Genomic DNA, 14,722 nt, shown 5'->3' on the forward strand with positions numbered 1-14,722 from the left:
TTTATAAAATAAAAAGGCTGCCTAAATTTTATAAAATTTTAAGCAGCCTAAACTAACTAACCAAACTAGTTTTTTTTTTGAACTTATTTGTTAAATATCTTTTTTAATAATAAGAGTATTCCAAACTTTTTAATGCTACTTAAAATTGTTGGTATCCAATTGTAAGGAGAAAAACTTTCTTGTACTTCATTACTAGAATGTTTAATTTCTTCCCAAGCAATTTTTCGCTCAAGATTAAGTCTTTTAACATCAAAGTCAATTTCTTCAAATGAATTATAAATTCTCATTGTATATATTTTTTAATCGAAAAACGATTTTGAAAACTTGTTAAGTATCGTTTTGTCAATGCGTTTTCTTAAAGCATAAGGTATTAATCCAAATAGTATCAATGTAAGTCCTACAATTAATATTCCTAAAGAAATACTTTCTAAAAGATTTCCTAAAGCAATAGCTGCCGCAATTGCTAAGAATATTAAACCTAAAAATAAAAATACCCCAACTAAGGCTAATTTTATTATTTGGCTGAAGGACAGCGACAATAACTGGAAAATTTTTAATTTATAATACGCATGCGTATATTTAATATAATCTTCTCCAGATTTAACCACATTTGTAGTTGATTCATTTATGGATTCAAAAATATTCATTAGGCTTTTTGATATTTTTTATTTTGTTTTTTTAATTCGGCTAATTTCTTTTCTAATGTAGTAATTACATCTTCTGTTTTGTAACTAACATCAGAAACTATAGACTCAACTTGATCTTCTAATGATACTTTTTTCTCACTAGCAGCTTTCATAACAGTATCTTTAATCTCTGAAGCTTTTTCTACAATAGTATCTTTATAATCTATTGCTCCATCGGCAATTTTTTTTCTTGTATTAACTCCTTTATCAGGTGCATAAAGAATTCCTATTGCTGCCCCAGCGATTGCTCCTGTTAATATTCCTAATAATGTATTTGATGTGTTGCTCATTGTTTTTTGTATTTTAAAGGTTAAAATTTTAATTTTTATAATAAATATGTCTCATTTATTTATAACAAAGTACTTGAAAATTAATTGATTACTTTAATTCAATCAATTAAATAATTGACTTAAACGGTTTTAATTTGATAATCTAATTTGTGGTTTAAAGTTTAAATTTTTAAAGAATTTCATTTATGCTATTTTTTAGTATCTAAAGCTTTTCGATTTATCTTATTTTCTGCAATTTTATTTAGTGTAATATTTAAATTGTATTCTTCATCTAACGTTTCTTGTAATTTTTCTGAAATTTCTTTAAGTCCTAATTCTTTAGCGTATCTAACAGCTGTTCCGTACCTTGAAATTTCATAATGTATAATAGATTGTGCAATAGCTATTAATCCTGCATCTAACACTTCATTAGTTGCCGCTTGTTTAATAAATTTTTCAGCTTCTTTTATAATTCCGTTTATTGCAAGACACTTTTTGCCAGATGGTGATATATTTATTTCTCTGCAAATAACTTCAAGTCTACTTTTTTGTTTTTTAGATTCATCGAAATGGTTCTCAATTATTTTTGTTAATTTTTTATCATTAATAGTTTTAGCCATTTCTTGTAGTGCTATTAATAATTGCGTTTCAGCACTAAATAAATTTTTTATTTGATATTTAAATAAATCTTCTAATGTTTTCATATATGATTTTATAGTTTTTAACTAACCTAAAATATTAGTTTTTTGTGTTGCAACTTAAAATGATTCCTAATAGTATTGCTACTTTAAATTACTGTTTTTCAGATGATTTTAAGCGCTTTATCATTGCTTTCATTTCTTTAATTTCTTTTTGTTGTGTTTCAATAATTCCTTCAGCTAATTTTTTCACTTCAGGATCTTTTATAGCTGCTCGTTTACTTGTAAGTATTGCAATAGAGTGATGTGGAATCATTGCTTCCATCCATAAAACATCTCCAATAATAGGGCTTTGTGATCTCACTAAAACTAAAGAACTTGTAAAAAGCAAGATACTTCCCAACAAAATTGCCAAATTCTTTTTCCTGTTTTTATACATTTTTCTCATAAAAATGAACATAATAAGTGCCATTGCGGCAATACCCATACAAGACATATAAAAACGTGTTAAGCTAAAATAAACGTGGTCTATGGTATACGTATTAAAGTACATTGTTATATACATGGCAATAAATGATGCAATTAGCATTAAAATAAATGTAGTATAATTGTTGTTTTTCTTTTTGTGTGTGTTTGAATTTTCCATTTTCTTTTTGTTTAAAATATTCACATGAGTGTAATTACAAATCGAATACATATGCTAACCGAATTAGTAACTGATCTAATCCATTATCTACTTTATTATCTTTTGTAATTGGAAAATCTTTTAAAAATTGATAGTGTAAACTAATATCAACATACTTAGTTGCAAAGCCAATAGAAGGTGAGAAAAACACGGTATTATTATCGTATTCTTTTGTGGTTGAAAACGCGCCTCCTAATTCTCCCATTACATAAAATTCATTTTTAAAAATGAACGATTTGTATCCAACTTTTACAGGGATATATCCAAAATTAATTCCATTATCTTTTAGATATAAATTACTATAACCAGCTGTTAAACATAAAGCATATGTTTCTGATATTCGATATTGAAGTCTAACATCACTACCAAGGTTAAAGTTGTATGGATCGTTTAATGGTAATCCTGAATTAACACCAACAGCTAATTTAAAGTTTCTATTGTATGTGTCAACGTTTTCTTGTGCTACTATAAAGTTGGCATAAAAGAAAATACATAATACAGTAAAAATTTTTGTCATTTTTTTAAAGATTGTATTATGCGTTTTCATTAGTATTGTTCAATGGTTTTAATTGTATGTTACAATATTACGACAGGTATTAGGTTCGTATATTATAATATATTTTGAATGTTTTATAGAATTTCCATTTATGTTGTTGAATTTTGATTTTAAGAATTCATAGGAATCATAAATAATTAGATAAAAAAAGGTTAGCAATTTGCTAACCTTCTTATAATTTATAAGTGTTTAATATTTAAAAAGCGTGGTATTCAAATTTTTGTCCACCAATTGAAGCATCAACCATTAGTCCAGCTTTCGGTAAAGCAAAAACCATCACACCATCTGTATAATTTGCATTTTCTGATTTTCCTTCTTCCGCGATAACTGCAGAAGCTTCTGCAGCAAGTTCATAATTTCCTTGTTTAAATCTTGCTAACGCTGCATCGGTTTCAAAAAAGATAACTTCAATTACTGCTTGTCCACCTGCTTGCAGTCCAATGTTTAATTTTTTTAAGGAGGTCATACCAACGGGTACTCCATTTTCATAAACAACACCATTACCACTAGCGCCACCAACAATAAGTCCACCTTTTCCAACATTTGGAAATATAGCATAACCTGAAGCATTGCTAAAGAATTTTTCCAATCCTAAATCTTTTGCCATCAAGGTAGTTTTAGCTTTTTGGGCATCTGCCATTATTTCGCTGTCTTTACTGTTTTGAGCAGCCACTCCAACTGTAATTAGCAAAAGAGCAACTACCATCATATTTTTTAAAGTTTTCATAATTTTTGTATTTTTTTAGTATTAATGTATATCAAAAATATAGAAAGTCTTTTTTCAGTGTTACCACTATTAATTGAATTATTAACTCAAATAATAGTGTTATTGAGAATTGATTTAGGATGCTATTAAATTGATGTACTTTTGTTAAAGTACCTAAATCACTTAACTCAATAATATAAAATATAGTATAAGTTTGTACTATTTCCTAGTTTAAAAGAAATTTTTAATGGTTTAGAATGGATATCCAATAGCTAAGTTGAATATTAAATTTTCATTTCTCCAAGTACGATCTCCAAAATTAATAGCATCAATTACCCATCTATTTCCTTTTGGTAAATATGGTTTTCTTAAAGGAAAAGCAACATCTGTTCTTAACACTAAGAAATTAAAATCAAACCTTAGTCCAACTCCAGTTCCTACTGCTAATTCATTTAAAAATTGACCTGAGAATTCAGCTCCAGGTTTTTCAGCACTTTTATTTAACATCCATATATTCCCAGCATCAACAAATACAGCACCTTTTACTAATTTGTAAATTTTTGTTCTTAATTCTGTACTTAACTCTAATTTTAAATCACCTGATTGGTCTGGTAAAAAGGAATTGTTTGTTGTATCGTTACCATTAAAAGTTCCTGGACCAATAGACCGGGCTTTAAAAGCTCTAATACTACTGGTTCCACCAATAAAAAATTGTTTTATATAGGGTAATTCAATAGAATTTCCATAGGGAAGTCCAGCACCTAAAATAATTCTACTGGCTAGTTTTGTATCTCCACTAAATTTATGATAATGACGAAATTCCATTTCTAATTTAGAATATTGACTAAACGGAACTCCAAATAAAGTTTTAGGTTTATTGCTATCATTTGCTCCCAACAATAAACCAATTGAATTTCCAGATAAATCAATACTTCCCCTAAAGTAAATATTGTTCTTTTTATTTTGCAACATTGTATTGGTATACGTATATGAATAATTAGTGCCAAAAATTAGTTGCTTATCAATTACTTTTTGTAAAGATGGATTTTCTGCAATTTGAGATTTATATAAATCAGATACATTATTGGATGATGTATAAGCAATATTTAAAACATTTAGATTGTGCTCTTTTCGCTCGTTTTCTTTCCAAACATATCCAAAAGAACTGTTTAGGGTTTTTAAGGAATACAATTTGGTTCTTAATTGATATTCAAAACTTAGAGCTGCTTTGGTGTTTGGAACAAATGCACTACCTGATGACATTTTAAACGGCGAAATGAATCGTGGCCAAGTTAAGCTGGATTCTCCTCCAAAACGATATACATCAAAACCATTGTTTTGACCAGAAACTTGTACTTCCAATCCTGCAAATGCAGCTATTTTTAGTAGTTCAGCACCTTTAAAGGTGTTACGATTACTCCAATTGATATTTAATTCGGTACCTGAATAATTTGCAGAATTTGTTTTAGCTAATGCTTCTATTTGTATTGATTTTTTTGGTAATGGGGTTAAATAATAATACGTGTCTAATTGATTTTCGAGGGAATTATTTACTTTAAATTCATTCTTCACAAATTTAAAAGTTCCTAAAGTTATCAACCTATTTAAAGATAAATTATGTGTAGTTCTATTATATAAATCACCTTTGTTAAATAATAATGTTTTATTAAACACAAAGGGCTTAAATGTTGTTTTATTATCAATTATGGTAAAATCATCATACGTAATTGTATCCTTAAATTGTGTTGAGAGCGCATCCTTTTTTAAATTAAAATTGGGATATACAAAGATGTTATTAATTTTATATTGATTTTTAGCTTTGATTGGAATATCATTTTTTATTTTCAACAATAAATCTACTTCATGATTGGCAACAGTGCTATCCACTTGCACCAACAAATAATCTTCATTAAAGTAATAAAAACCTCTTTCTTTTAATTTAGTATCTATACGTGAGCGTTCAGTTTTAATAACCTCTAAATTGTATGGTTTTCCTATTTTTAAAAGACTTTCGTTTTTTAGTAAATTAATTTCCTGACTCAATAATATGGAATCTTTTGGAAAAATAACCGATTTAATTTTATATTGATTTCCTAATTTTACTGCGTAATCAACTTCGGCTTTTTTGCCTTTTCTAGTTGAATCTACTTTAGAATTGGCATTAAAAAAACCTTTATTTTCAACATAATTCTGAATCACCTTTTTGTTGTAATCCAAATCAACATCACTCATTAAAACAGGTGCTTCACCTAACCTATATTTTACCCAATGTTTAAAGCCTTTGTCTTTTTCTACTTTGTCAAATAAATTATAAAAAAAAATACCTGGACGCATTCCTAAAATAGATTTGTTTTCTTTTGGACGTATTATATTATCTAATGCAGATTTTATTTGTCTTCTCGTTTTTTTAGACTCGTTTCCTTTTTCAATTTTAATATCACTGCCAACATATAATAAATGTCCATCTGGAATTTTACTTGTTCCACTGCAACCTAAGAATAGTGCTCCAATAAAAAATAGTGATATGTAATTATTGATTTTCATTCTCTTTCTTATTTTTTTTACTTCCTTTATTCTTATTCTGAAACAGTTCTTTAAATTTATCATAATTCATGGTAATTATAAATGCCACACCAGTTTCTATAACTTGGCCTTGTAAGGCTACTTGATAATTATTTTTTCTATACGCTCTTAACTTATAGCGACCATCTTTAGTAATTAAATAATCTGCGGTAATATCACCTGCAATGGTTGTTGCTTGCTCATTTTGTTGAGGTGTGCCTTCTAAACCAAAACTGCTTCCTATGGTAACTTTCAAACGGTCATTTAACAATTGTTTTGATAAACCTACATTTAAATCGGTTCTTTCTTCTTTTTCTCCCGATGTATAATTTTCGGTTGCTTCTAAATCAAAATCCAATTCAAAACCATTTATTAAATCATTAGCAATGTTATTTAATTGTTGTGATAAAATTTTACTAACACTTTGTTTAGCTATGAAAGCACCATTGGTTCCACCAGCTTCGCTTTCAAAAGGATTCTCACCTATAAATCGATTTAATAATAATAGGGCAAAAACTTGTTTATTTAAAGCATCTTCATCGCGTCTTATTTGCTCTAATTTGGCTTGGGTGGTATTTATTATTTCAGAGGAAACTGAATTATTTCCTTCAGGTAAAACAATATCAAAAGAAATTTGGGGTTGTAACAATTCTCCATTCATTTTTAATTCTGTTTCGAAAGGAATTTTTTGCTTGTAGGTGTTACGAGTTTCTGTTGTAATGCCAGATAATTGGTTAATTACTAAATCTAAAGGAGATGCATTTACCTTGTAAAGAGCAGTAATATTAATATTTCCAGAAGTTGGTTCGCCTGTCCAAAGTATATAACTTCCTGGTTTAATGTCAAATTTTCGTTTAATTAAATTAAAATTCATTTCATAAGCACCACCAGTAAATTCGTACTTTCCAGTTAAAGTAGTTTTTCCTGAAGGATCAATACCACCAGTTAATTCCGCATCGCCCTGAAGTTTTAAATAATCGCCACTTGCTTCATCAATAATAATAGATATTTCCGCTTTTTTATCAATAGTAATATTTACAGATACATTAAAACCTTTAACTTCGGTTTGTGTAATTTTTTTTGTTGGATCTTCAATAGTTATTAGTACAGGTTGGTCTTGGTCAATAAATTCAACAATACCTTCTCTGTCAGCTATAGAAGGATCGCTTTGCGGCAAAACAATTGTAAATCTTGTATCGGCATTTATTTTAACTGTTCCGTCAATAATGGGATTATCAAAAGTTCCTTTAATGCCTAAATTATTATCTAAGAATAATTCGCCATAAAACAAATCATTATCACGTGAGTTAGAATTTACCGCTTTAAAATTATCTGCAATAACATTTAAGTCGAATCCCAAATTGGTGTAATTTTGACTGTTTAGAGTTCCATTTATTTTTAGCGGATTGTCATTTTCATCTTGTAACTTAAAATCTTTAAAAATAATTTTATTGGTATTAAAAATAATTTCATCATTAATCATTTTAAATTTTGAATTTAGTGGTACTACAACAAATCCTACTGAATTAAATTTAATATTTCCATTAACATTTGGACTTGTAGTTTTTCCAGTAACGTTTAATTTTCCATTTAAATAGCCATTACTTTCTTTTAAATTATCTAAAGTAAAAGGCTGTAAAGATTTCATTTGAAGTGTTTCAACATCAACTATAAAATTTAAATTTTGATTACTAATATTATAATTTCCATCAATATTTAATTGATTATTTAGCCCTGTTAATTTTATAGTAGCATTATATAGGTTTGCTGTTTTATTATCAATTTTTAGCGATAAATTTCCAACGGTATCTTTTTTTATTTTAAAATTTTCAATATTTAAATCGGCAACAAATAATGGATTTATTGTTACATTTTTTATAGTAGTTTCACCATTTATAATACCGCCAATTTCAAAATTAGATTCGGCAATACTTGTTAAAGATTCCAGTTTAAAGTTTTTAAAATTAGCAGTAATAGGCGCGTTGGCAACATTATTTTCTGATTGCACAGCAAACGATTGTTGGTTGTTTTGAATTTTGAAATTAGAAACTAACAACTCATTTTTATCTAATTTTATAAGATTGTTTTCGTCAATTTTCCAATCCTCATAATTTAAAAGTAATTTTTTTGGATTAATATGAATTACTGATGTTCCTAAATGATCTTTAAAATTCCCAGAAATAAGATACTTATCCTTATTCTTTAAATCTTTAATATTCAATTCGTAATCAATGGTGTTATCTTCTAATTTTCCAACTAACAGTGTTTTTGGAATTTCAAATTGTTGGTTTTTAAGAGTCCCTAGAGACAAATTATAATACAACGCGTAATCTTTAGAATTGACTTTTAATACCCCATTTGAAATTTCATTATTGGCATAATGCAAGTTTGGAATTGAAGCGTTAACTACAATAGAATCGTTCACAGAATTGTATGCTCCATCAATTGTTATTTCAGATAATTCTGTAATTTTTGGAAATATTTTCTGTGTGATGGAATTTTGGTTAATAACGAATTTGAAATCTAAATTTTGAGTATCAGCATTCTGTACATACTCTTTTTTCAATTGATAATATTTAGAAACAGAATTCATCAATTGATTGCTTATGGTTGATAATTTATAATTTCCTACAATCCATCCGTTTGCTAATTGAGATTTTAAAATAATTGAATCTTTATCAACAGTTGAAACCGCTCTAATACTAATTGTATCCAAAGGAAATTGCTCTTGTTCCAAAGCAACTAAAAAATCATTTGCATTGATAGTTCCATTTAAATTATCAGGATTCAAATCTTCAAAATTTGCGGTAATATTTCCTCTCATTTTTAAAGGATTGTCATGAAAGTTTAGTTTATTTAAATCAATAAGATCTATACTGAGTTTTAAATCGAGGCTTGGATTTTTAGATTTAGTAACTCCTTTCGCATCCAACACAAAGGTTAAATTTGGATCATTTGCATTTGCATTTGCAACATATTGACCATTTTTAATGGTCCCATCAATCTTTATATTCTCGTAATTATACGCATTATATTGAACTTTCTCAATTTTTGAAGTCAGCGTTGCATTTGCTATTTCTGGCTTCAAACTCTCACCTTTAATAATAGCATTTGCAGTTACTTTTCCGAATTGATTATTTTTTAGAAATATGCCTAAATCGAAATTTTTAACTGTTGCATTGGCTTCATATTTTTCGTTATTTTTTTGGGCGCTATCAAAAGTAGCTTGGATATTTGCATTTCCCAGAGAACTAATAAGTGCTAAATCGGTTTCAAAAGAAAGCATATTTCCTTTAAAATTTCCTTTTAAATTTATTTTTTTAGGTAATTGAATGTTAGTTGGAATGGTCTTTTTAGGAGCGAATGCATACACATTTTTTGAAGTACTTTCAAAGTTTATGATGTTAATATCATAGATGCTTTTTTTAATACTTGGAAGTCCTGTAACGGTTCCATTTAAATCTACTTTTGTATTTCCTAAACCATTGGCATTAAATTTTTTGATATTTAAATTATCTAGTTTTCCTTTAATTTTGGCATTAAAGTTTACAATTGCGTTGGAATAATGTTTAAAAATATCATTTGAATTCAGTTGAGGAACCAATAATAAAGCATCTTTAAATCCAATTTTACTATCCTTTAAATCGGTATCTAAAATGATGTTTTCAGGATTTTTTGTAATTGATTCTAACGATGGGTAGGTAGCAATCACATAATTTTGCAACGTTGTTTGAGGTGTTTTTAAATATAAATTTTTTAGTGAAGCACCTTTATCTGTATAATTAAAATCTGTAGCAAGTGCCTGTAACTCAAAACCACTTTCTTCCTTAAAAACAAATGAATCAATAGTTCCGCTATAAGCATTTTCATCTAAGGAGATAGAGTTTCCTTTAAATGCTAAATCACTTAAATTTAAATGATTATAATCAATACCTTTTTCAGTTTTGTTAAAATTATTGTTGTTAAAAGCGAAATTAAAATCGTAAACAATTAGGTCATCAACATCAATTTTCCAAGGAAAAATAGCAGTGTTTTTAGTAGTTTCTTTTGAAGTTTTAACTGTTTTGCCTAAAGTAAATTCACCGTTGGTTTTGTTTAATTCTAGTGAATTTAAAACAATAATTTGTTTTTTTAAATCAACTATTTTTACTTTAGTATCTAGCTTTTCAAATTTTATTTTTGTTGCTATTTGTGTAATAGCATCTTTATAATTTATATCAATATCTTCTAACTGAATATTTTTTAAATTCAGTTTTAAAGTTTTGTTATCAGCCTCTTTTTCTATTTTTTTGATAGCTTTATTAGTAGCATCAACTAAATCTTGGTCAAAATTTAATTTTAATCCAACAAGATTAATTTCAGCTATATTGAATGTTAGATTGTTTAAATCAAACTTTTTAATTTCCGTATCAAAGTGATTTATATTTATAGCTAAATTGTTATTAGCAACTGCATCTTTGTAGCGAAACTTTACAGCGTCAAGATTAATATTTTTGATTGAAACTTCTATTGGTTTTGCTTCACTCTGTAGATTATTTGGAGTTTCAAAAGCTTTAATAATGTAATCAAAGTTAAACGCAGAATCTTTATTTACTTCAATATTTGCAGTAACTTTTTCTAGATTAATTGAATTAATTATTACTTTATTATGGAGTAATTGATACAAATTTATATCAATTTTTAAGGTTTCTCCGGCCAATAATGTATCTTTTGATTGGTCTTCAAAATAAAAATCGTGTAGAATAATTTTTTTTGGTAAACCTATTTCAATGGAACCCACTTCAACCTTTGTTTTAATTTTATTTTCTAAGTATGTAACAGCTTTATCTTTCGCGAAATTTTGAACAAAAGGGATTTGTAATGCAAGCACAATTAATAAAAAAAGCGTTACAAATACCAATAGAATTTTTAAAATAACTTTAGCTACTTTTTTCAATTTTACAGCTGATTTTTTGGTTTAAAAAGGTTATTCTTTAGGCAATAATTTAGTTAAAATTAATCTTTTATGAAGGTATTGTTATAATTTAAAATGATTATTACATAATTTTAGAAAATCCTTTTATAATTTTAAATAAAAAGTGATTTTATTCATTTTATATCTAAAATAGGTAGATTTTCAATAGGAATCTTAAAAGAATTTAATTCTATTAAGTAGTAAAGGTTTAGTTAATCTTTATAAGAAGTTGAAAAGAGGTGAGTGGCATTGAAACTTTATATTCAAGTAAATGATTTCCCTAAAATGAAAAACTTGATAATCATACAATTATCAAGTTTTTGTTACTATTTGATTTGTTAAAAAGTCGGGGTGGCAGGATTCGAACCTGCGACCTCCGCGTCCCAAACGCGGCGCGATAACCGGGCTACGCTACACCCCGAAAAGATTATCATCATTTAAGGCTGCAAATATAAAACTTATAATATAGAATACAAGCAATTATTCAAAAATAAGTTTATATGGTCTTTTAATTGCTTCTTCTAATTCGTAAATACCTATAGATCTACTTTTTCTAATGGTTTCTTTTCCATCAAAAAACACTAAAATGGTTGGTTCAACAAAAGCAGAATAGTGAGCAGCAACTTTAGGAGTCATATTTAAATCAATATTAAAAAATTTTATTTTAGGAAATCTATTCAATAATAAGTTTTTTACTTTTGGTTCAAAAGCTTCTCCAACACTGCATGAAATTGTAGAAAAATAAAATAAAACAGCAGGTTCTTTAGTTAAAATATCTGCTGTATCTTCTAAGCTTGTAATTATATTTTTGTTAAACATTTTTTTAAATTTAGGTTCAAATTTAAGTTTAAAAAATAATTTTTATGTAACAATATGTCATTATTGCAAAAGTTTATTCTCACATTATTAAAAATTATAAACAATGATGTTAATTAACAATTAATTGACCTAAATTTGTTCATTATTTAAATAAAAAATTAATCATGTCTAATACAATTGAAAGAATAAAATGCTTAATAATTGGTTCTGGACCTGCTGGATATACTGCTGCAATTTATGCAGCTAGAGCAGATTTAAAACCGGTTATGTATACTGGAATGCAAATGGGAGGTCAGCTAACAACAACTACTGAAGTTGATAATTTTCCAGGTTACCCAAAAGGTACAGACGGTACTGCAATGATGGAGGATTTAAAAAATCAAGCGGAGCGTTTTGGAACAGATGTTCGTTTTGGTTTAATAACTAATGTCGATTTTAGTAAAGAAGTAGGTGGAATTCATAAAGTAACTGTTGATGAATCAAAAATTATTGAAGCAAATTCAGTAATTATTTGTACTGGTGCAACAGCAAAATATTTAGGTATTGAAAGCGAACAACGTTTAATTGGTGGAGGTGTTTCTGCTTGTGCAACTTGTGATGGTTTCTTTTATAGAGGTCAAGATGTAGTGGTAGTAGGTGCAGGTGATACAGCAGCTGAAGAAGCGACGTACTTAGCAAATATTTGTAAAAAAGTAACACTCTTGGTTCGAAAAGATTATATGCGTGCTTCAAAAGCAATGCAGCACAGAGTTGCAAAAACAAAAAATTTAGAAGTAAAATTTAATACCGAAATTGAAGAGGTTTTAGGTGAAAATGTTGTTGAAGGTGTGAGAGTATTTAATAATATTACAGGAGTAAAAGAAGTAATTGATATAACTGGAGTGTTTATTGCAATTGGGCATAAGCCAAATACTGATATATTTAAAGGTGTATTAGATATGGATGAAACAGGTTATTTAATTACTAAAGGTAAATCTACTAAAACTAACTTACCAGGTGTGTTTGCAGCTGGAGATGTACAAGATAAAGAGTACCGACAAGCTGTTACTGCTGCAGGAACTGGCTGTATGGCAGCGTTAGATGCAGAACGTTATTTAGGTGCATTAGATTAAAATAAAATATGCAATTATTAAAGGCCTAAGTTTACTTAGGTCTTTTTTTTGTCTATTTTAGAGCAATCGTTTTCGTAAATTCTTAAAATATTCACAACTTTGAATACGCGAAGTCGTTAATTTTGTACTACTAAATTTTTTTAAAATGGATTTATTTTCAAATAGTTATTTTGTATTATTTTTAATAATAGTAATAGGTTTTATTATTGGAAGAATAAAAATAAAAGGAATATCATTAGATGTCTCGGCGGTTATTTTTGTTGCATTAGTTTTTGGTCATTTTGGAATGGTTGTTCCTAAAGATTTTCAAAATTTAGGATTGGTACTTTTTATTTTCACCATTGGTATACAAGCAGGACCAAGTTTTTTTGAATCTTTTAAAAAAAATGGTAGAGAGTTGGCTATTTTAGCATCAATTTTAATTATAAGTGCTGGTTTTATTACGTTTTTAATATTCTACTTTTTTGATATAGATAAAAGCTTGGTAATTGGTCTGTTAAACGGCGCCTTAACAAGTACGCCAGGTTTAGCTGCAGCAATTGATTCTACAGGTTCTCCATTGGCATCAATTGGTTATGGTATTGGATATCCATTTGGAGTAATTGGTGTGATTCTTTTTGTAAGTTTTTTGCCTAAAATTTTAAGATTGAATATTAAAGATGAAGAAAAAAAATACAAAGATCAAATTACAACAGATTTCCCTGAAATTAGAAGAAAGCATTTTGTAGTTGAAAATGAAAATGTAATTGGAAAAACCTTTGGCGAATTAAATATTCGTTTTATGACAAAAGCAGTTATTTCAAGAATAATGCATGATAATGTTGCGATGGCACCAGAACCTGAAATAATTTTACATAAAGGTGATATTGTAAAAGCTGTTGGTACTTTAGAAGCATTAGAAAGAGTTAAGCTTTTAATAGGTGCAGAAGTTGAAACAGAAATTCCTTTAGATATTAATTATGATGTTAGATCTATTTTAGTAACTAATAAAGAAGTTGTTAAAAAAACATTGGGTCAATTAAATATTTTAGATACTTACCATGCTACAATTACAAGAATTCGTCGTTCGGGTATTAACATTTCTCCAAGTCCATCTTCTAAATTGCAATTTGGTGATAAATTAATAGTGGTTTGCCATAAAGATAATATGAAAGATGTGAGTAGAATTTTTGGTGATGATACTAGCAAATTATCAAGTACTGATTTTTTACCAATTGCAACTGGTATTATTTTAGGAATTTTAGTAGGTAAAATAAGTCTTAATTTCGATAGTTTTTCGTTTAGTTTAGGACTTACTGGTGGTATTTTAATGGTTGCCTTGGTTTTAGGTAGAACAGGTAAAACAGGTCCAATTTTATGGACAATGACTGGCGCAGCAAATCAATTGTTAAGACAATTTGGATTATTATTCTTTTTGGCAGCTGTTGGTACTAGTGCAGGTACAAGCTTGGTTGAAACATTTCAACAATATGGATTAGAATTGTTTTTCTATGGTGTGTTAATTACCCTTATACCAATGATTATAACAACTTTTTTTGCAAGGTATTTTTGGAAATTGAATATATTAACATTATTAGGAACTTTAACAGGAAGTATGACAAGTACTCCAGGTTTAGCTGCTGTTGATAATATGGTTGATGCAGATGCTCCGGCTATTGCATACGCAACAGTATATCCAATAGCAATGGTGTTGCTTATTGTTGTTGTACAAATTTTAAGTTTACTTTAAAATCTT

Annotated in this window: 12 protein-coding genes and 1 tRNA gene; 2 read left to right on the forward strand and 11 right to left on the reverse strand. The window is 27.9% G+C overall.

Annotation, left to right across the window (positions count from 1 at the left end):
* Positions 1–83 precede the first annotated feature (83 nt).
* The 11 genes from BM335_RS09855 to BM335_RS09905 all read right to left on the reverse strand — a co-directional run bounded on the left by BM335_RS09855 (position 84) and on the right by BM335_RS09905 (position 11,875).
* Positions 84–287 carry a hypothetical protein gene (locus BM335_RS09855; protein ID WP_090226321.1) on the reverse strand — a complete coding sequence of 68 codons (204 nt, stop codon included), beginning with the start codon at positions 285–287 and terminating at the stop codon, positions 84–86.
* Between the two features lie 12 nt (positions 288–299).
* The gene (locus BM335_RS09860; protein ID WP_090226324.1) at positions 300–647 is read right to left on the reverse strand and encodes a hypothetical protein; all 348 of its coding nucleotides are present in this window, start codon (positions 645–647) and stop codon (positions 300–302) included.
* Complete coding sequence (locus tag BM335_RS09865) at positions 647–976, reverse strand: YtxH domain-containing protein (RefSeq protein ID WP_090226328.1); 330 nt, start codon at positions 974–976, stop codon at positions 647–649. The genes BM335_RS09860 and BM335_RS09865 overlap by 1 nt, the downstream gene beginning before the upstream one ends.
* Positions 977–1,164: 188 nt before the next feature.
* Complete coding sequence (locus tag BM335_RS09870) at positions 1,165–1,659, reverse strand: YciE/YciF ferroxidase family protein (protein WP_090226332.1); 495 nt, start codon at positions 1,657–1,659, stop codon at positions 1,165–1,167.
* An 88-nt stretch (positions 1,660–1,747) separates the two neighbouring features.
* Entirely contained in the window at positions 1,748–2,239 is a 492-nt protein-coding gene (locus BM335_RS09875; RefSeq protein ID WP_090226734.1) for a DUF305 domain-containing protein, read from the reverse strand.
* Between the two features lie 34 nt (positions 2,240–2,273).
* A complete protein-coding gene (locus tag BM335_RS09880; RefSeq protein WP_143102408.1) occupies positions 2,274–2,795 on the reverse strand; it encodes a hypothetical protein in 522 nt (173 codons plus the stop codon).
* A gap of 235 nt (positions 2,796–3,030) precedes the next feature.
* Positions 3,031–3,561, reverse strand: a complete 531-nt coding sequence (locus BM335_RS09885) for a lipid-binding SYLF domain-containing protein (RefSeq protein ID WP_090226342.1) — start codon at positions 3,559–3,561, stop codon at positions 3,031–3,033.
* A 231-nt stretch (positions 3,562–3,792) separates the two neighbouring features.
* Complete coding sequence (gene tamL, locus BM335_RS09890) at positions 3,793–6,084, reverse strand: translocation and assembly module lipoprotein TamL (protein ID WP_090226737.1); 2,292 nt, start codon at positions 6,082–6,084, stop codon at positions 3,793–3,795.
* A complete protein-coding gene (locus BM335_RS09895; protein WP_090226345.1) occupies positions 6,071–11,038 on the reverse strand; it encodes a translocation/assembly module TamB domain-containing protein in 4,968 nt (1,655 codons plus the stop codon). Before BM335_RS09895 ends, tamL begins: the two co-directional genes overlap by 14 nt.
* A gap of 364 nt (positions 11,039–11,402) precedes the next feature.
* A tRNA-Pro gene (locus tag BM335_RS09900) sits at positions 11,403–11,477 on the reverse strand.
* A 59-nt stretch (positions 11,478–11,536) separates the two neighbouring features.
* Positions 11,537–11,875 carry a thioredoxin family protein gene (locus BM335_RS09905; protein WP_090226350.1) on the reverse strand — a complete coding sequence of 113 codons (339 nt, stop codon included), beginning with the start codon at positions 11,873–11,875 and terminating at the stop codon, positions 11,537–11,539.
* A 164-nt stretch (positions 11,876–12,039) separates the two neighbouring features.
* Here BM335_RS09905 and trxB point away from each other — a divergent pair, with 164 nt between their 5' ends.
* Complete coding sequence (gene trxB, locus BM335_RS09910; protein ID WP_090226353.1) at positions 12,040–12,987, forward strand: thioredoxin-disulfide reductase; 948 nt, start codon at positions 12,040–12,042, stop codon at positions 12,985–12,987.
* Positions 12,988–13,132: 145 nt separating this feature from the next.
* Positions 13,133–14,716 carry an aspartate:alanine exchanger family transporter gene (locus BM335_RS09915; protein ID WP_090226356.1) on the forward strand — a complete coding sequence of 528 codons (1,584 nt, stop codon included), beginning with the start codon at positions 13,133–13,135 and terminating at the stop codon, positions 14,714–14,716.
* Positions 14,717–14,722 lie beyond the last annotated feature (6 nt).

Origin of the sequence: Lutibacter maritimus (assembly GCF_900116115.1) — a bacterium.
In the GTDB taxonomy this organism is placed as follows: Bacteria; Bacteroidota; Bacteroidia; order Flavobacteriales; family Flavobacteriaceae; genus Lutibacter; species Lutibacter maritimus.

Excerpts from the sequence above, each read along its gene's own strand:
- BM335_RS09855 (WP_090226321.1), bottom strand. The coding sequence starts at position 287 with ATGAGAATTTATAATTCATTTGAAGAAATTGACTTTGATGTTAAAAGA.
- BM335_RS09860 (WP_090226324.1), bottom strand. The coding sequence starts at position 647 with ATGAATATTTTTGAATCCATAAATGAATCAACTACAAATGTGGTTAAA.
- BM335_RS09865 (WP_090226328.1), bottom strand. The coding sequence starts at position 976 with ATGAGCAACACATCAAATACATTATTAGGAATATTAACAGGAGCAATC.
- BM335_RS09870 (WP_090226332.1), bottom strand. The coding sequence starts at position 1,659 with ATGAAAACATTAGAAGATTTATTTAAATATCAAATAAAAAATTTATTT.
- BM335_RS09875 (WP_090226734.1), bottom strand. The coding sequence starts at position 2,239 with ATGGAAAATTCAAACACACACAAAAAGAAAAACAACAATTATACTACA.
- BM335_RS09880 (WP_143102408.1), bottom strand. The coding sequence starts at position 2,795 with ATGACAAAAATTTTTACTGTATTATGTATTTTCTTTTATGCCAACTTT.
- BM335_RS09885 (WP_090226342.1), bottom strand. The coding sequence starts at position 3,561 with ATGAAAACTTTAAAAAATATGATGGTAGTTGCTCTTTTGCTAATTACA.
- tamL (WP_090226737.1), bottom strand. The coding sequence starts at position 6,084 with ATGAAAATCAATAATTACATATCACTATTTTTTATTGGAGCACTATTC.
- BM335_RS09905 (WP_090226350.1), bottom strand. The coding sequence starts at position 11,875 with ATGTTTAACAAAAATATAATTACAAGCTTAGAAGATACAGCAGATATT.
- trxB (WP_090226353.1), top strand. The coding sequence starts at position 12,040 with ATGTCTAATACAATTGAAAGAATAAAATGCTTAATAATTGGTTCTGGA.
- BM335_RS09915 (WP_090226356.1), top strand. The coding sequence starts at position 13,133 with ATGGATTTATTTTCAAATAGTTATTTTGTATTATTTTTAATAATAGTA.